Genomic DNA, 17,861 nt, shown 5'->3' on the forward strand with positions numbered 1-17,861 from the left:
AAGAGTGTGAAATCTAATGAGAAAAAACAATAAAATTAAAATTATAATTTTAATAATATTACTAATTCTAGCCATATTGTTTTCTATTACAGTAGGGGCAATAGGCATACCATTAGTAGATACAATAAAAATATTATTAAATAAAATTGGCTTTTTAAGTTCAAAAGTTGATATAAGCAATATAAAGGAATCTAATATATTTATTATACTTAATATAAGACTCCCGAGAATACTACTTGCTGCTTTAGTAGGTAGCGTGTTATCAGTTGCAGGTAGCTCATATCAAGCAATATTTAAAAATCCAATGGCAGATCCATATGTTATGGGAACCTCATCTGGAGCTGCCTTTGGAGCAACTATAGGACTTGTATTAGGACTAAGTCAAAGCCTTTTAGGCTTTGGACTTACATCTATATTTGCCTTTATTGGGGCATTGGCAACTACATTAATAGTTTATACATTAGCAAGAACCGGAAATAAAATATCTACTACATCCATACTTCTAGCAGGGATAGTAATGAGTTCTATTCTTTCATCAGGAATATCTATAATGATGATATTTAATCACAATGAATTAGATAAAATAATAGCTTGGACCATGGGAAGCTTTAATGCGGCAAGTTGGAAGCAAATAGCCATTATTATAGGACCTGTAGTAGTAGGACTTGTGATACTAATGTCACTCTCAAGAGAAATGAACGCCATAGCCATGGGAGAAGAAGATGCTCAAAACATAGGTGTCAATGTAGAACTAGTAAAGAAGCTCATACTTATATTAGCATCTCTACTTTCAGCCTGTGTAGTAGCTGTTAGCGGAATAATTGGCTTTGTTGGCATAATAATTCCTCATTTATTTAGGTTATTATTCGGGGCTGACCATAAAATACTGTTACCAGCTTCAGCCATTGGCGGGGGTATGTTTTTATTATTAAGTGATACTCTTGCTAGAACTTTAGTACCAGGAGTAGAGATACCAGTAGGAGTTATTACATCCATATTCGGTGGCCCCTTTTTCTTATATTTATTGAGAAAATCAAAGAATAGGAAGTTGATATGAGGTGATAAGATGATTATATTAATTACAGGTGGAGCTAGAAGTGGGAAAAGTAATTTGGGAGAGAATAAAGCTAAAGAATTAGGTAAAAAAATAGTTTATATAGCTACTGCTATAGCTTTTGATGAAGGAATGAAAGATAGAATATTAAAACATAGAGCTTCAAGACCTAGTAATTGGGCTACAATCGAAAAATATAGGGATTTCTTGGAATTAGAAAAAGAGAAAGATTTTCTAAAATCTGATTTGGTTCTTTTAGATTGCATGACTCTTATGGTTTCAAATATTCTTTTGGAAAGTGGAGTAGATTTTGATAATTGCTCTATGGAACAAGTCGATTCTCTAGAAGAGAAAATATTTAAGGAAGTTAAAGAACTACTAAATATAGTACTAAAGTATAAAAAGAAACTGATTATTGTAACTAATGAAGTTGGAATGGGGCTAGTACCTTCCTTTAGATTAGGTAATATATTTAGAGATATTGCTGGCAGGGTAAACCAATATCTAGCAAAACAGGCTGATGAGGTTTACTTAACAGTGTCAGGCATCCCACTAAAGATTAAGTAGAGAAGAGTGATAAAAAGCTGTCATCCTGAACGTAGTGAAGGATCTCTAAGAAATGAGGTTGTATATGAAAAGCTTACTATTAATGATAACTTTTTTTACAAGGATACCAATAAGGTATAATTACGAATACGATGAAAAGGATTTAATTAAAGGAATAAAATTCTTCCCAATTATTGGTTTGATAATAGGAGCTGCTATGTGCATTCCTGTTTTTTTAAAAAATGTTCTCCACGGACCTGTCATAGCCTTATTATCATGGGCTACTTATTTATGGATAACTGGATGTCTTCACATAGATGGATTGGCAGATACTTTTGATGGCATATTTAGCAATAGAAATAGAGAAAAGATTCTTGAGATAATGAGAGATAGTAGAATAGGGACTTTTGGAGTCATTGGAATATTATTTCTATTAATATGGAATTTAGTATTCACAAGTTATATAGATATAAGACTCATCATAATAGTTCCTGTAGTTGGACGTAGTGCTGCTATTTTATCAGCATCAATTAGTAAATATGCTAGAGAAGGACAGGGAATGGGAAAAGCATTTATTGAAAATTGTGGAGTAAAAGAAACAATATATGCGGCCATAGTTAGTTATATTCCAGTAGTTTTGTTACTTAGACTGCAGGGATTAGTTATACTTTCCTTTACGTATTTAGCTATATATATATTAACTAAAAGCATAAATAAAAAAATAGGGGGAATGACAGGTGATACCATAGGATTTATAGTAGAACTAGCTCAAGGAATCTTCATATTTTTTGCATATCTTTTAATGACAATTATTTTATAAAATATTTAATAAAACTGGAGGTATAAAAATGAAGGGAACAGATGCTTCACATGATAAAAGCAATATTACAAAACTAACTTACTGTGGGATGCTTATTGGTTTATCAGCAGTAGGGGCAATGATAAAAATAAGTGGAAGTATTGCATTTGATTCTATGCCAGGGTTTTTTGCAGCTTTATTCTTAGGACCATTGGCAGGAGCTATTGTAGCAGGACTTGGGCATTTACTTACAGCACTAACAAGTGGATTTCCATTGACATTACCTATGCACTTATTTCTTGTTATAGAGATGGCCTTATTTGCTTATTTGTTTGGTGTTATATATAAAAAAAGTGGAGGCATTATTGCATCAATTGTTGCTATAGCTCTAAATGGACCTATATCAGCATTGATTGTAGTGCCTTTATCAATTATATTAGGACTTCCGCTTAATGGCTGGCCTCTTTTTAGTGTAGTTATCATACCTCTTACACTAGCATCAGCAGCTAATGTACTTTTAGCTCTATTTGTTTTTAAAGCATTAAATATGAGAATTAAATAGGACTGATATTATGAATATATCCAAATTTAGAGATTTGACCTTTATAGATATAAACAATGATCAGATTATGGTTATAGCTTGTGACTCTGCAGGAGCCATAGGGAATAAAGAAATGGATATAGTAAAAGTAGAGCCAGACATAGTAGGCTATTTTACTGCACAAGTAGCTCTTATGGAAATATTAGCTATAGGAGCAGAGCCTATAACCATAGTAAATACCTTATCAGTAGAGATGGATAACACTGGGAAAAGAATAATTGAGGGAATAAAACGTGCAACTGAGCCTTTAAATTTCCCTAACACTGAAATAATAACTGGAAGCACAGAAGAAAATTTTCCAGCATACCAAACTGGCATAGGACTTACTATAATAGGGATAATAGAAAAGAAAAGTTGGAATCCACCAAAAACTATTGCAAATACATTAGCGGTAGTAGTTGGAATTCCAAAGGTAGGAAACGAAGTAATAAAAGACAAGGGTAGAGAAGTACTATCGATTCCACACCTTTTAGAGCTAAAACACAATCCAGATGTTTATGAAATATTGCCAGTAGGTTCGAAAGGAATACTGCATGAACTAAAAGAAATGGCAAGAACAAATGGATTAGGATTTTGCCTAGATGATGAAATGTCATTAGACATAGAGAAATCAGCAGGACCTGCAACCTGCGCCATTATTTCAATAAATGAAAAAGAGTATAATAACTTGAAAAACAACTTTCCAATACCTGTTGAGAAAATTGGAAGATTTATAGAAAATTAATTTTTGAGGTGCATATCATGAATACTGCTGTTCTTATTGAAAACCTAACTTTCAAATATGATATTGATGAAATATTGAAGAATATTGATATAAATATTCCGAAGGGTAGTTTTGTTAGTATATTAGGACCAAATGGTTCTGGTAAAACTACTCTTCTGAAAAATATCTGCAATATATTAAAGCCTGATAACGGAAAGATTATAATAAATAATAGAAATGTCACTAACATTAAATATAAGGAACTGGCAAAAATAATTGCTGTTGTCCATCAAAGCCCAGATATTCAATTTGATTTTTCTGTTTTGGATGTAGTGCTTATGGGCAGGTTTCCATATATAGGAAGATTTAAAAGTGAAAGCAAGAAAGACATAGATATTGCAAAAGAAGCTATGCAAAATACAGGCATCTGGGAATTAAGAGATAAAAGCATCAATGAAATAAGTGGTGGAGAAAAGCAAAGAGTTATGATAGCTAGAGCTCTTGCTCAACAGCCAGAAATACTTATACTAGATGAACCAATATCTAACTTAGATATAAAATATCAAGTAGGAATACTAGAGCTATGCAAAAAGCTTAATAAAGAAAATAAACTAACTATTATAATGACATTGCATGATATTAACCTTGCAGGAAGATATAGTGACTATTTAATTTTATTAGATAGAGGAAAAATTAAAACAATGGATACTCCCGAAAAGGTGTTAACTCAAGAAAACATATCTAATGTATACGATATTAAAGTAGATATATTAAAAAGAAATGGAGACAAAACCCCATATATTATACCAGTTTAGCAGTTTAGGGGTCAGGCTTTTATAATTTTATATTATACCAGTTTAGAGATGGTTAGGTGATTAGCTAAAAAATACTTGGTCCAAATTGCCATTAAATATCAAATATGGAATCTAGAAACTAAAAACGGAAAAGGTATCTATTGAAACTGGAGAAAAAGAGAGGCAATTAGGAGGAAAATTTATGAAAAGAGTAGTAATATCAGGAACTCATAGCGGATGCGGAAAGACTACAGTAAGCTTAGGAATAATGGCAGCACTTACTAAGAGAGGAAAAAAGGTAGCTCCTTTTAAAGTTGGACCAGATTATATAGATCCTAGCTTTCATAAATTTGTTACTGGAAATCCTTCATATAATTTAGATAGTTGGCTTTTAGACAGCAATACTATAAGGTATTTGTTCAACAAAGGCAATCAAAACATGGACATATCTATTATTGAAGGTGTTATGGGAATGTATGATGGTTTTGGAATAGATAAAAGTAATGGAAGTACAGCTCATGTAGCTAAGATTACAAAAACCCCAGTAATATTAGTAGTTGAAGCTAAAGCCATGTCTACAAGTGTAGCAGCTCTTGTAATGGGCTACATGATGTATGACAAAGATGTAGAAGTTAAAGGCGTAATATTTAATAAAGTATCTAGTGAAAAACACTATGAAATGCTTAAGCTTGTTGTTGAAAGAGATTTAGGTATAAAGTGTTTAGGATATTTACCAAAAAATGAGGAAATATCTTTGAAAAGCAGGCATTTAGGCTTAATACCTGCAGATGAAGTAGAAGGACTTAAGAAAAAAACAGATGAGTTAGTAGAGCTTATAGAAAAACATATTGATTTAAAGACTTTAGAGGATATTGCAGAGATGGAAGATATAGAGCCTATAGAAAATCCTGCTAAAGAAATTTTTATGAAATATAAAGGACTTAAAATAGGTATTGCAATGGATACTGCTTTTAGCTTTTATTATCAGCATAATTTGCAGCTAATGGAGGAAGCTGGAGTCCAGCTTTTACCTTTTAGTCCTGTAAATGATATTAATGTACCTATTGGAGTAGACGGTCTTTATATAGGCGGAGGCTTTCCAGAGATGTTTGCAGAGAAGTTGGAAGAAAATATCTCCATGAGAGAAGATATAAAAGCGTTACTTGAAAGTGGCCTTCCTGCTTATGCAGAGTGTGGAGGGTTAATGTACCTTACAGAAGGAATAGTAGATTTACAAGGACATTATTACAATATGGTTGGATTCTTTGGTACTAAATCTATGATGACTAAAAGATTAAATCGTTTTGGTTATGTAAATATTGATACTAGAACAGGATTAGAAACCCGTGCCCATGAGTTCCATAGATCATGTATAGAAGAAAATAGTGATTTAGAATACTACTATCATGTAACTAAGTATAGGGAAAAGTTAATAGATGAATGGAAATGTGGATTAGTAAAGAATAATGTAGTGGCAGGTTATCCCCATGTTCATTTCTATAGCAATTTAAGTTTTCTAGAAGAGTTTTTAAATAAATGTTTAGAGTATAAAAAATTATAGACTGGAGGGGAGTAAATGAATAATGGATATGTTCATATATATACTGGAAACGGGAAAGGAAAAACTACAGCTGCTTTAGGGTTGTCACTTAGAGCAGTATGTGCTGGAAAGAAGGTATACTTTGGACAATTTATAAAGGGTATGGAGTATAGCGAGCTTAAAAGTCAAAACATATTACCAAACTTTGAAATACACCAATTTGGAAGAAACTGTTTTATATTTAACAAACCTACTAAAGAAGACATACGATTGGCTAAAGATGGACTGGAAACCTGCGGAAGAATTTTATCAGAGGGAGAATATGATGTAGTTGTATTAGACGAATTAAATATAGCTATATTCTATAATCTATTTACTGCAGAAGAAGCTATAGCTGTTATAAAAAATAGAGCTCCTCATGTAGAAGTCATAGTAACAGGCAGATATGCAGAAGAAAAACTAATAGAGTTTGCAGACTTAGTTACTGAAATGAATGAGATAAAACACTATTATAGACAGGGAGTACAAGCTAGAAAAGGAATAGAGAACTGATAGCGACTAGTAGCTACGTTTATAGATTGTGCTTTCTTTGGTGTATCTTAAAGCTGTTAGTAATTAGGAAAATGAGGAGGAAGATTAGCTTTGGAAGAATATGTAAAAGATCCTAAAGAGATAGAGCGTAGAAGCTTTGAAATAATAACAGAAGAACTGGGAGAAAAAAAGTTTGAAGAAAGTATAGACAAGATAGTTAAAAGAGTAATCCATACTACTGCAGACTTTGAATATGCTGATATACTTGAGTTTCATCCAAAGGCTATTGAAGCAGGAAAGAAAGCACTAAAGGAAGGCTGCTCTATATATGCAGACACCCAAATGATTATAGGTGGAGTAAATAAAAAAAGCCTTTCTAAGTATGGAATTCAAATATTCAATCTTGTTCACGATAAAGATGTGACAGAAAGGGCTTTAAAAACTGGCATTACTAGATCTATGGTAGCCTTAGAAAAAGCAGTATCAGATGAAAACATAAGAATATTTGCAATAGGCAATGCACCTACTGCATTGTTTACTTTAAAAAGGTTGATAGAAGAAGGAAAGGCAAAACCTGATTTGATAATAGGAGTACCTGTAGGATTTGTTGGAGCAGCAGAGTCTAAAGAATCTATTAGAGATTTAGGCGTACCATATATAATAACTAGAGGCAGAAAAGGCGGAAGTACTGTTGCAACAGCAATAATCAATGCCTTTCTATATATGATATAGGATTAGGCTATGTTAGAGAAGTATATTATAAAAGATGGTAAAAAGCTAAGATACGGATATACTACAGGCTCTTGTGCAACCGCAGCCTCTAAAGCTGCTGCTAAAATGCTTTTTTCTCAAAGAATATTAGACTCTATAGAAATAGATACTCCTAAGGGATGGAAGCTTGAACTTAAAGTTGAAGAACCATCATTTAGTCCTGGTAGTGCAACTTGTTGTATCGAAAAAGATGCAGGAGATGATCCAGATTCTACTGACGGTTTAAAAATATATGCAGAGGTTACTAGAAACCATGAAAAGAAGATAAACTTAACAGGTGGTGTAGGTATAGGCATAGTAACTAAGCCAGGATTGTCAATACCAGTTGGAGAATATGCTATAAACCCAGTACCTAGAGAGATGATTTTAGCAGAGGTTGGCAAGGTAATTCCTGATGGAGAGGGTGTTGATGTTAAAATATTTGCACCTGAGGGAGTCCAAATAGCTAAAAAAACCTTCAATCCTAAGCTGGGTATTGAAGGAGGAATATCTATAATAGGTACATCAGGAATAGTGGAGCCTATGTCAGAGGAAGCACTTAAAAGCTCATTAGAGCTAGAACTATCTATATTAAAGGAACAGGGAGCTAAAAGAATAATCTTTTCACCAGGAAACTATGGAAAGGATTTTGGATTAAAACATTCTCTAGATGAAAAGGTATTGATTAAGACTAGTAATTATATAGGATTTATGATAGATAAAGCAGTTGAGTATGAGATAGAAGAGATTTTTTTTGTAGGACATATAGGAAAGCTTATTAAAGTTGCTGCTGGAATATTTAACACTCATAGCAAAGTGGCAGACGGCAGACTTGAAACTCTTGCAGCAAATTGTGCCTTACTTGGAGCGCCTCAACAGCTTGTAAAGCAAATAATGGAGAGTAATACTACAGAAGAAGCTATAGACTTTATTTTACTTAATAATATGGAAAATGTATTTGATTTCATTGCGCAAAAGATAAGCAGAAAATGTGAAGAAAGAGCTTATAACCAAATTAAATTTGGAACATTAATTTTTTCTTTAAAGCATGGGATGGTAGGCATGTGCAACAATGGCAGGTTAATGTTGGAGGAATTTAAGATATGAACAAAATATCAGTAGTTGGACTAGGACCAGGTCATCCTGATTATATATTGCCTAAGGCACTAAGTATTATAAATGAGTCAGATATAATAATTGCAGGAAAGAGAAATCTCGAAAGCATTGATGTAAGTAGAAAAATCACCTTTATAGTAGGAAATAACCTTTCTCAGATGATAGAGTTTATAAAAGAAAATAGAGAAAGTAAAAAAGTATCTGTAGTAGTTTCAGGAGATACAGGATTTTATAGTATGCTTAGATATTTAAAGAAGCATTTCGGGGCTGAGGAGTTAGATGTAATAACAGGTATTAGCTCTATGCAATATATGTTTGCAAGAATAGGACAAAGCTGGGAAGATGCTTATTTAGGAAGCTTACATGGTAGAGAAAATGAATTCGTTAAAAAAGCTAAAGAATATGACAAGGTAGGACTACTTACTGATAATAAGTGGACTCCAAGTAAAATAGCTTCGGAGCTATTAATAAATGGAATCAATGAAAAGAACATGTATGTAGGAGAAAATTTATCATACGAAAATGAAAGAATAACCAAAGGAAGTATTGAACAATTTGCCGAGAAAAAAGAATACCATATTTGCGTGGTGGTGATAAGCAATGAGTAGATGGACGTATGCTACATCAGGTATACCTGATAATTTATTTAAACGTGGAAAAGTGCCTATGACTAAGGAAGAAGTAAGGGCAATTACTATAAGTAAATTGAGACTAAGAAATACAGATGTAATAGCAGATATAGGTGCAGGTACAGGTTCTATATCTATAGAAGCTGCCTTAGTTGCTAATGAGGGAAAAGTATATGCAGTAGAAAAGAATAAAGAAGGGGTACAGCTTATTAATGAAAACATCAGTATTTTTGACGTGAATAATATAGATGTAATAGAGGGAGTAGCTCCAGATGTATTATCTCAAATAGGAAAAGTTGATAAAGTAATCCTAGGAGGAACTGGAGGAAATATAATAAGTATATTTGAGTGGGTAACACACAATTTGAAACCAGGTGGCAGGATAGTGTCCAATGCCATTACAATAGAAAATTTGTACAAATCATTAGAGCTTATGAAGTCAAGCGAGTTTGATAATATGGAAGTTACAAGTGTATCTATAGCTAAAGGAAGGGCAATAGGCAGTTTAACTATGATGGAGTCTCAAAATCAAATATACATTGTATCTGCTGATAAGAGGTAAGGAGGACTAATATGAAGAAGGTGTACTTTATAGGTGCAGGACCTGGAGATCCTGACCTGATAACTATAAAAGGTAAAAAAATAATAGATGAATCTGATGTAATCATATATGCTGGTTCCCTTGTAAATGAACAGGTGTTACAAGGTAGAAAGGAAGAAAGTGTAGTATATAACAGTGCATCCATGACATTGGAAGAAGTCATAGAAGTGATGAATAAAAGTATTAAAGAAGGTAAAAAAGTGGCAAGAGTTCACACTGGAGATCCTAGTATATATGGAGCTATAAGAGAGCAAATAGATGCTCTTGAAAAACTGGGAATAGATAGTGAAGTAATACCTGGTGTCAGTTCTTTTGTAGCCTCAGCAGCAGCTATCAAAAAAGAATTTACACTTCCCAATGTATCACAGACAGTAATATGTACTAGGCTAGAAGGAAGAACTAAAGTACCTGAAAGGGAAAGTCTTGAGAGCTTAGCATCACATAAAGCTTCTATGGCAATATTTCTTTCGGTTAATATGATAGACCAGGTTGCAGATAGATTAAAAGAACATTATAGTGAATCCACACCAATTGCAGTAATTCAAAAGGCTAGCTGGGAGGATCAAAAGATAGTCATAGGAAATCTTAGCAATATAGCTGAAAAAGTGAAGGCAGAGGGAATAAATAAGACTGCACAGATTTTAGTTGGTGGTTTTTTAGGCGATGAATATGAACTATCTAAGTTATATGATAAGAACTTTAGTCACGGATATAGGAGTGCCAAATGAGTTGGGCAGTAGTTACATTGACTAAAGATGGAACACAGCAAGGGAAGAGAATAAAGAATCTATTAGATGATATTAGATTAGATGTATATACTCAGGAAAAATGGGCTGATGAAGAAACCTTAGTAATAAATAAAAAGCTTGATGAATTCATAGGAAGTATATTTTACAAATATGATATTATACTTTTTATTATGTCTACAGGAATAGTAGTCAGAAGTATAGCTAAGTACATTAAAAGTAAAACTACTGATCCTGGAATATTAGTAATGGATGAAAGAGGACAGTTTATAATAAGCCTGCTTTCAGGTCATTTAGGAGGAGCTAATAAAGCTGCTAAGCTATTGGCGGATAAAATAGGAGGTCAGCTTGTAATAACTACTGCATCGGATGTAAAGGGGCTAATAGCAGTGGATACACTAGCTGAAGAATTAAAATGCTGTATATCCAATATGGTTGGTGCTAAAAACGTTACAGCACTTATAGTAAATGATGAGATAGTTCAAATAAAATCTGATATTAATATTGAAACGAAGCTTCCTAACAACATAGTAACAGAAGGAGAAGCAAAAGGCATAATATTTATTACAAATAGAATAATGAATTTAGACAATAAATATGAGGTACAGCTAATACCTAAGAACATAATAATTGGCGTAGGCTGTAAATCAGGGCTCAGTAGTGAAGCTATAATAAATGCAGTAGAAGAAGCATTAGTTTCTTTAAATATTGACAATAGAAGTATCAAGCATTTTGCAACAGTAGATGTGAAGAAGAATGAAGCAGGAATATTTGAAGCTGCAAAACACTATAAAACCATTGTTAAGATAGTTGATAGAAAAGAAATAAAGACTGTAGAAAATGAATTTCAGTGTTCAGAGTTTGTGAGAAAAACAATAGGAGTAGGTGCAGTTTGTGAGCCATGTGCAGCACTTACTGCCATAAAGGGACATTTTCTCATGAGAAAACAAGCATATAATGGAATAACCTTATCTATATGGGAGGAAGTATAGATGAATAAAACAGGAAAGATATATGTAGTAGGCATAGGACCAGGAAGTAAGGAACATATGACTTTCGAGGCTAAAACCGCTATAGAGAAGTCAGATATAATAGTTGGATATAAGACTTATATTGATTTAATAAAAGATATGCTGGAAGATAAAGAAGTGGCTTCTAGTGGAATGAAAAAGGAAATAGAAAGATGCACAGAAGCTTTAGAATATGCAAAGCAGGGCAAGACAGTATCATTAGTTAGCAGTGGAGATTCTGGTGTCTATGGAATGGCTGGAATAATGTTTGAAGTAGCCTTTAAGGATGAAAGCCATGTAGAGGTAGAGGTGATACCTGGAGTTACAGCTGCAAATGCTGCTGCTGCTTCACTAGGTGCACCTATTATGCATGATTATGTAACCATAAGCTTAAGTGATTTGCTTACGGATTGGAGCTTAATTGAAAAGAGACTTCATTGTGCAGGAAAAGGTGATTTTGTAGTATGTCTATATAATCCTAAAAGCAAAGGAAGACAACAGCAAATCCAAATAGCTAGAGAAATACTACTAAAATATAAAAATGAAGATACAGTAGTTGGTATAGTTAGAAATGCTAAGAGAGCTGGAGAATCAATTGTAATAACAACACTTGGAGACATGTTAAAATATGAAATAGATATGTTTACTACAGTTATTGTGGGAAATTCAAACACATATTCCGTAAAAGAAAAGATGATAACCCCTAGGGGCTATGAATTATGATATTGGTCTTATCAGGGACATCTGATGGTAGAAAAATAATAGAGTTACTATCAGATAAGGGATATCCTGTTATAGCTTCTACAGCTACAGAGTATGGAGGAATGTTGGTTGAATCTGATAAAAATCCAGTAGAAATAATATCTAGAAGATTAGAATGCTCAGATATGGAAAAACTCATAAGGGAAAAGAAAATAAAATATATAGTAGACGCTACCCATCCATATGCAGACAAGGTTTCAAAAAACGCCATGGCTGTAAGTAAATCTACTGGAATACAATATCTAAGATTTGAAAGAAAAGGACATGTATATGATGGAGTACGTTATTTCCCAGACTATAACAGTGCAACACTATATTTAAAAGAAACTGTGGGAAACATTTTATTAACTACTGGTAGCAATAACTTACAGGTTTTCACATCTTCTCTTGATATTAGCAGGCTATATGCAAGAGTTCTTCCTACCAATTCTGTAGTAAAGAAATGTGAAGAGCTAGGATTGCTTCCAAAGCAGATAATAGCAATTCAAGGGCCTTTTACAAAGGAGCTTAATAAAGCTATATACCGCAATTATAATGTTAAACATATGGTAACAAAAGATAGTGGAGACCCTGGAGGAACTAAAGAAAAGGTTATAGGAGCAATAGAAACTGGAGTAAATGTTGTTCTTATACAACGCCCTAATATAGAGTATACAAACCTATGTAATAGTATAGAAGAAGTTATAAAGATTGTTAATAAAAGTTATAAAGAGTAGCAGTTAAACTATTGTTAAACTATCGTTAAACACAACTAAATAGATAAAAATTACAGGTTCTTTGATGAGAATAATAGGGAAAACGGTGTAAATCCGTTACAGCCCCCGCTACTGTAAGTGGGAACGAAATCATTATATGCCACTGGAGAAGTATTTTCTGGGAAGGTTTTGAAAGTAGGAAGTACCACGAGTCAGGAGACCTGCCTGTAAATTTTATAAATAAGCCTTCGGTGGGAAGTGGTTATTTTATGTGTAGATTTTTTGTGCATATTATAGAACCATAGTCTAGAGGCTGTGGCTTTTTTTATTTGCTAAACACTATAAATATCCCTCGAAGGTATAGCAATTAATTGTAATATAAAGGAGGTAATAATGAAAAAAGGAATTGTTGTGGTTAGCTTTGGCACTAGTTTTGAAGAAACTAGAAGATTATGCATTGAAAGCATAGAAAGTAAAATAAGAAAAGGGTTTAGTGAATACCAAGTAGAGAGAGCATTTACTTCTCAAATGGTAATCAATAAGCTAAGAAAACGAGATGGTATATTAGTAAATAATGTAACAGAAGCATTACAGAAAATGAAACAAGAAGGGATTAATGAAATATTTTTACAGTCTCTCCACATAATACCTGGACATGAGTACAATAAGCTTTTAAGGCAGGTTGAATTGTTTATAGAAAAGAACAATGACATCGCTATGCATGTAGGGAAACCATTACTATATGATGATGTTGATTATGAGAAGGTAGTTAAGTCAATTGAAATCAAAAACCTAAATCATAATGAGGCTGTTGTTTTTATGGGGCATGGAACTGACCATAGTTCGGATAACAGCTATGATTTATTAGAGAAACATTTTAGAAAAGAGTATTCAGACAATATATTTATTGGAACAGTAGAAGGCAGTACCACATTAGAGCATTTAATACCTAAGCTTTTAGAAAAAAGAATAGCCAAAGTAAAGCTAATGCCTTTCATGCTTGTTGCAGGAGATCATGCAATAAACGATATGGCTGGTGATGAAGATGATTCATGGAAGAATAAACTAATAAGTAATGATTTCAAAGTAGAAATAGACTTAAGAGGTTTAGGTGAGAACATTAAAATTCAGGATATATTTGTATCTCATCTAAAAGATACTATAAACAATTAATATTTATAAAATACTAGGAGGAATAACTTATGAAAAAATCAAGAATAATGTCACTATTATTAATTATTGTAATGGTTAGCGCAATCTTTACAGGTTGCAATAAAAACACTGGAGTAGAAAACAACACACCAAGTAGCACTAATGAAAGCAACAGTGAAGAAGTAAAAACAAATGAAGATTCAGAATCAAAAGAAATAGTATCTGAGTATAGAGTAACTGTTAATAAAGATAATGTAGTATTTACAGATGCTAGAGGAGAAGAAGTAACTATAAAAAAGAATCCTCAAAGAGTAGTTTGCTTATACAACTCTTATCTTGATATTTGGGATAGCTGTGGCGGAAAAGTTATAGGTAGAGTAGAAGAATCTGAAGATAAGCCTGTTGAAAATGCTATGTCAGCTGAAGTTGTTGGAACTGCAGGCGCTCCAAGTCTTGAGAAAATATTAGCATTAGAGCCAGACCTAGTTATTGTAACTAATGGATTTAAAGTACAAGCAGAAATGGCACCAGTATTAGAGCAAAATAATATTCAAGTTATATCCATAGTTAATGATTATTTGGAAGACTACTATAGAACAGTAAGACTTTTCACAGGTATAACAGAGAGAGAAGATTTATATGAAAAGCATATTAATGAAGTTAAAAAAGGTGTAGATGCAGTAGTAGAAAAGGCACCTAAAGATAAAAACTACAAGACTTTAATAGTGTTTGCTACAGCGAAAAATATTACTGTAAGAAACTCTGAATCAATGGTAGGAGAAATGCTTAAAGATTTAAATACTATAAATATATCTGATTCAGAAACTAACCCAGAAAACGCCAAAACATTTAGTATGGAGAAAATAATACAAGAAGACCCTGACTTTATATTTGTACAAACTATGGGAAGCGACAAAGAAAAAATAATGGAAAGATTAAAGCAAGATGTTGAAGATAATCCAGCTTGGGCATCACTTACTGCAGTTAAGGAAGGAAGATATATAGTTCTTCCAAAAGACTTGTATTTATACAAGCCAAATGCAAGATATGCAGAGGCATATGAGGGCTTAGCAAAAATACTTTATCCAGAAATATTTAATTAATAAAAACATGGCTGTATAGTCTTTAAGACTATACAGCCTATAGATAAAATGTTAATACTAAGGGGAATTGAAAAACATGACCAGCAGTAATACAAAAAACGAAGGTATCAAAAAAAAGTTTGTTTTGTTTATTTTCATATGTATTTTCGTAGTCAGCTTTTTTATAAGTATAGGAAATGGAGCTGTGAATATATCTCCTAAGGAAATAATTAATTCCATATTTTTTGATAAATCTACAGTAAACTATCAAATAATATGGAATGTTAGATTGCCTAGAACCATAGTAGCTGCATTTGTTGGCACATGTCTAGCTTTATCTGGAGCTATACTACAGGGAGTTATGAGAAATCCTTTAGCAGGACCTAATATAATTGGAGTTTCATCTGGCGCAGGGCTTATGACATTGATTATTTTAATACTTCTTCCAGATTTTTATTATTTAGCACCTATAGGAGCATTTACAGGAGCATTATTAGCTACTTTATTTATATATTTTTTAGCTTGGAAGGAGGGGGTAGTTCCTACTCGTTTAATACTAGCAGGTGTGGCAGTCTCTTCACTATTGGGGGCAGGAACAAATGCAATAATGACTTTTTTTCCAAACAAGGTAGCTGGAGTTATTGGATTTATGGTTGGTGGCCTTTCTGCAACTAATTGGAAACATGTAACTACTATATTTCCATATGCAACAATAGGAATTATTTTGCTTTTATTTATACCAAACAAACTAAATATTTTAATGTTAGGAGATGAAGTAGCAACAGGTCTTGGAGTAAATGTAGAGAAAACTAGATTCATGTTTATTATAATCTCATCACTATTAGCAGGTAGTGCAGTTAGTGTTGTAGGACTTTTAGGGTTTGTAGGACTTATAGTGCCACATATGACTAGATTATTTATAGGTTCAGATTATAGATATTTGCTGCCAGCATCTATTTTTACAGGCTCTAGTATAGTAATGCTCTGTGATACAGTAGCAAGACTTTTATTTGCTCCGACGGAAATACCTGTGGGAATTATAATGTCAGTATTAGGTGCTCCATTTTTCTTATATTTACTTAGAAGAAAGGGAGAGTATTAACATGAAAATGAAGATTGAAAACATAAGCGTAAATTATGGAGATAAAAAAGCGGTTAAGAATGTTAATTTTGAAATAAATTCTGGACAAATAGTAACTATAATAGGACCTAATGGCTCGGGAAAATCTACTTTACTCAAAGCTATGAGCAGATGTTTAAAGCCATCTGAAGGCAATATTTATATAGATGAAACTAATATAAACCTAATTAATACTAAGGTTATTGCACAAAAATTGGCTATATTACCACAAGTAAAGAATGTATCCTCAGATGTTTCTGTAGAAGAGTTAGTATCCTATGGTCGATACCCACATTTGAAGTTTGGAAAAAGACTAAGAAAAGAGGATATGGAGATAGTAGACTGGGCCTTAGAAAAGACAGGACTTTGTTCTCTGCGAAAGAGATTTGTCGCAACACTTTCTGGAGGAGAAAGACAGAGAGCGTGGATAGCTATGTCCTTAGCCCAAAAGCCTAAAATACTTTTACTTGATGAGCCTACAACATTTCTTGACATATCTTATCAGGTAGAAGTTTTAGAGCTGGTAAAAGAATTAAATGAAACCTTAGGTTTGACTGTAGTCATGGTTCTACATGATTTAAATCAAGCTGCAAGGTATTCGGATACAATTCTGGTGATAAAAGATGGAGAATTATGTGAATTAGGAGCACCAAATGAAATAATTAAAAAATGCTTATTGAAAAATGTTTTTAGGATAGATGCAGATATATATGAGGATAAGATAAATAATTGTCCATACTTTATTCCTAAAAAGACTATTGCTTAAATAAAAGATTTTGGAAGTGATACTTTATGATACAAATAAACAATGTTACAAAAAAGTTTGATGATTTTATCGCTGTAAATAATGTGAGCTTAAATATCGATGATGGAGATTTTATAGGACTTTTAGGTCCAAACGGAGCAGGAAAAACTACAATTATAAAAATGCTTACAGGACTATTGAAACCAACCTGTGGAGATATATACATTAACGGTCAGAAAATGACCAGAAATAATAAGGACGTAAAAAAAATATTAGGAATAGTGCCTCAATATACTAATCTAGATAAAGAACTTACAGCATATGAGAATTTAGTTTTTGCAGCAAAGCTTTTTAGAGTTAAGGATTATAAAAAAAAGATATTTGAACTTTTAGAGTTTATGGAGTTAGAAGGTTATAAAGATAGAAAAGCTATGAACCTTTCAGGTGGTATGGCAAGACGATTAATGATTGCAAAAGCATTAATAAATGATCCAGAGATTATATTTTTAGACGAGCCTACTGTAGGTATAGATTTAAATGGCAGAAGAAAAATATGGGATATACTGAAGGCAATGAAAGCCATGGGTAAAACTATTTTGCTAACTACCCATTATATTGAAGAGGCAGATTATCTTTGTAATAAGGTATGTTTAATAGACAAAGGAAAAATAATTGACAAGGATACTCCTGATAACCTTAAGAAAGACTTGGGAGCTTACACTATGGAGTACTTTGATAATGAGATGAAAACCAAATACAAATTTTTTAAGAATAAAGAAGAAGTAATAAAATATACTACCGAAATTATGAGTTCAAATTATACTCTTAGGGAGACTACATTAGAAGATGTATTTTATAATTTTACAAATAGGAAGGTAATATAAA

General features: G+C 32.7%; 21 protein-coding genes and 1 riboswitch. All 21 genes read left to right on the top strand.

Annotation, left to right across the window (positions count from 1 at the left end; translation table 11 throughout):
* Positions 1-16: 16 nt before the first annotated feature.
* The 21 genes from ABV008_RS12675 to ABV008_RS12775 all read left to right on the top strand — a co-directional run bounded on the left by ABV008_RS12675 (position 17) and on the right by ABV008_RS12775 (position 17,860).
* On the top strand, positions 17-1,057 hold the full coding sequence (locus ABV008_RS12675; RefSeq protein WP_352420197.1) for a FecCD family ABC transporter permease: 1,041 nt from the start codon (positions 17-19) through the stop codon (positions 1,055-1,057).
* Positions 1,058-1,066: 9 nt separating this feature from the next.
* Positions 1,067-1,621 carry a bifunctional adenosylcobinamide kinase/adenosylcobinamide-phosphate guanylyltransferase gene (gene cobU / locus ABV008_RS12680; RefSeq protein ID WP_352420198.1) on the top strand — a complete coding sequence of 185 codons (555 nt, stop codon included), beginning with the start codon at positions 1,067-1,069 and terminating at the stop codon, positions 1,619-1,621.
* 64 nt (positions 1,622-1,685) lie between these two features.
* Complete coding sequence (gene cobS / locus ABV008_RS12685) at positions 1,686-2,420, top strand: adenosylcobinamide-GDP ribazoletransferase (RefSeq protein ID WP_352420199.1); 735 nt, start codon at positions 1,686-1,688, stop codon at positions 2,418-2,420.
* A gap of 28 nt (positions 2,421-2,448) precedes the next feature.
* A complete protein-coding gene (locus tag ABV008_RS12690; RefSeq protein ID WP_352420200.1) occupies positions 2,449-2,961 on the top strand; it encodes an ECF transporter S component in 513 nt (170 codons plus the stop codon).
* Between the two features lie 10 nt (positions 2,962-2,971).
* Positions 2,972-3,724 carry an AIR synthase related protein gene (locus ABV008_RS12695; protein ID WP_352420201.1) on the top strand — a complete coding sequence of 251 codons (753 nt, stop codon included), beginning with the start codon at positions 2,972-2,974 and terminating at the stop codon, positions 3,722-3,724.
* A 17-nt stretch (positions 3,725-3,741) separates the two neighbouring features.
* On the top strand, positions 3,742-4,518 hold the full coding sequence (locus ABV008_RS12700; protein WP_352420202.1) for an ABC transporter ATP-binding protein: 777 nt from the start codon (positions 3,742-3,744) through the stop codon (positions 4,516-4,518).
* 181 nt (positions 4,519-4,699) lie between these two features.
* Positions 4,700-6,058 (top strand): cobyrinic acid a,c-diamide synthase CobB, encoded by a 1,359-nt coding sequence (locus ABV008_RS12705; RefSeq protein ID WP_352420203.1) that lies wholly within the window; start codon positions 4,700-4,702, stop codon positions 6,056-6,058.
* Positions 6,059-6,073: 15 nt separating this feature from the next.
* Positions 6,074-6,589, top strand: a complete 516-nt coding sequence (locus ABV008_RS12710; RefSeq protein ID WP_352420204.1) for a cob(I)yrinic acid a,c-diamide adenosyltransferase — start codon at positions 6,074-6,076, stop codon at positions 6,587-6,589.
* Between the two features lie 90 nt (positions 6,590-6,679).
* Positions 6,680-7,300, top strand: a complete 621-nt coding sequence (locus ABV008_RS12715; protein WP_352420205.1) for a precorrin-8X methylmutase — start codon at positions 6,680-6,682, stop codon at positions 7,298-7,300.
* 9 nt (positions 7,301-7,309) lie between these two features.
* Positions 7,310-8,425 carry a cobalt-precorrin-5B (C(1))-methyltransferase CbiD gene (gene cbiD, locus ABV008_RS12720; protein ID WP_352420206.1) on the top strand — a complete coding sequence of 372 codons (1,116 nt, stop codon included), beginning with the start codon at positions 7,310-7,312 and terminating at the stop codon, positions 8,423-8,425.
* A complete protein-coding gene (gene cbiE / locus ABV008_RS12725) occupies positions 8,422-9,042 on the top strand; it encodes a precorrin-6y C5,15-methyltransferase (decarboxylating) subunit CbiE (RefSeq protein ID WP_352420207.1) in 621 nt (206 codons plus the stop codon). Before cbiD ends, cbiE begins: the two co-directional genes overlap by 4 nt.
* Positions 9,035-9,625 (top strand): precorrin-6Y C5,15-methyltransferase (decarboxylating) subunit CbiT, encoded by a 591-nt coding sequence (gene cbiT / locus ABV008_RS12730; RefSeq protein ID WP_352420208.1) that lies wholly within the window; start codon positions 9,035-9,037, stop codon positions 9,623-9,625. Before cbiE ends, cbiT begins: the two co-directional genes overlap by 8 nt.
* A gap of 11 nt (positions 9,626-9,636) precedes the next feature.
* The gene (gene cobM, locus ABV008_RS12735) at positions 9,637-10,392 is read left to right on the top strand and encodes a precorrin-4 C(11)-methyltransferase (protein WP_352420209.1); all 756 of its coding nucleotides are present in this window, start codon (positions 9,637-9,639) and stop codon (positions 10,390-10,392) included.
* Complete coding sequence (cbiG, locus tag ABV008_RS12740) at positions 10,389-11,402, top strand: cobalt-precorrin 5A hydrolase (protein WP_352420210.1); 1,014 nt, start codon at positions 10,389-10,391, stop codon at positions 11,400-11,402. Before cobM ends, cbiG begins: the two co-directional genes overlap by 4 nt.
* Entirely contained in the window at positions 11,403-12,143 is a 741-nt protein-coding gene (gene cobJ / locus ABV008_RS12745; protein ID WP_352420211.1) for a precorrin-3B C(17)-methyltransferase, read from the top strand.
* Positions 12,140-12,898 (top strand): precorrin-6A reductase, encoded by a 759-nt coding sequence (gene cobK, locus ABV008_RS12750; RefSeq protein WP_352420212.1) that lies wholly within the window; start codon positions 12,140-12,142, stop codon positions 12,896-12,898. Before cobJ ends, cobK begins: the two co-directional genes overlap by 4 nt.
* 37 nt (positions 12,899-12,935) lie before the next feature.
* A riboswitch (cobalamin riboswitch) is annotated at positions 12,936-13,120 on the top strand.
* A 150-nt stretch (positions 13,121-13,270) separates the two neighbouring features.
* Positions 13,271-14,050 carry a sirohydrochlorin cobaltochelatase gene (locus ABV008_RS12755; protein WP_352420213.1) on the top strand — a complete coding sequence of 260 codons (780 nt, stop codon included), beginning with the start codon at positions 13,271-13,273 and terminating at the stop codon, positions 14,048-14,050.
* 29 nt (positions 14,051-14,079) lie between these two features.
* Entirely contained in the window at positions 14,080-15,132 is a 1,053-nt protein-coding gene (locus ABV008_RS12760; RefSeq protein WP_352420214.1) for an ABC transporter substrate-binding protein, read from the top strand.
* A 76-nt stretch (positions 15,133-15,208) separates the two neighbouring features.
* The gene (locus ABV008_RS12765) at positions 15,209-16,213 is read left to right on the top strand and encodes a FecCD family ABC transporter permease (RefSeq protein WP_352420215.1); all 1,005 of its coding nucleotides are present in this window, start codon (positions 15,209-15,211) and stop codon (positions 16,211-16,213) included.
* 1 nt (position 16,214) lies between these two features.
* Positions 16,215-16,997 carry an ABC transporter ATP-binding protein gene (locus ABV008_RS12770; RefSeq protein ID WP_352420216.1) on the top strand — a complete coding sequence of 261 codons (783 nt, stop codon included), beginning with the start codon at positions 16,215-16,217 and terminating at the stop codon, positions 16,995-16,997.
* 26 nt (positions 16,998-17,023) lie between these two features.
* Positions 17,024-17,860, top strand: coding sequence for an ABC transporter ATP-binding protein (locus ABV008_RS12775; RefSeq protein WP_352420217.1), 837 nt, complete (start codon positions 17,024-17,026; stop codon positions 17,858-17,860).
* The last annotated feature ends 1 nt before the right edge of the window (position 17,861 follow it).

Origin of the sequence: Proteiniborus sp. (assembly GCF_040308045.1) — a bacterium.
GTDB lineage: Bacteria > Bacillota > Clostridia > Tissierellales > Proteiniboraceae > Proteiniborus.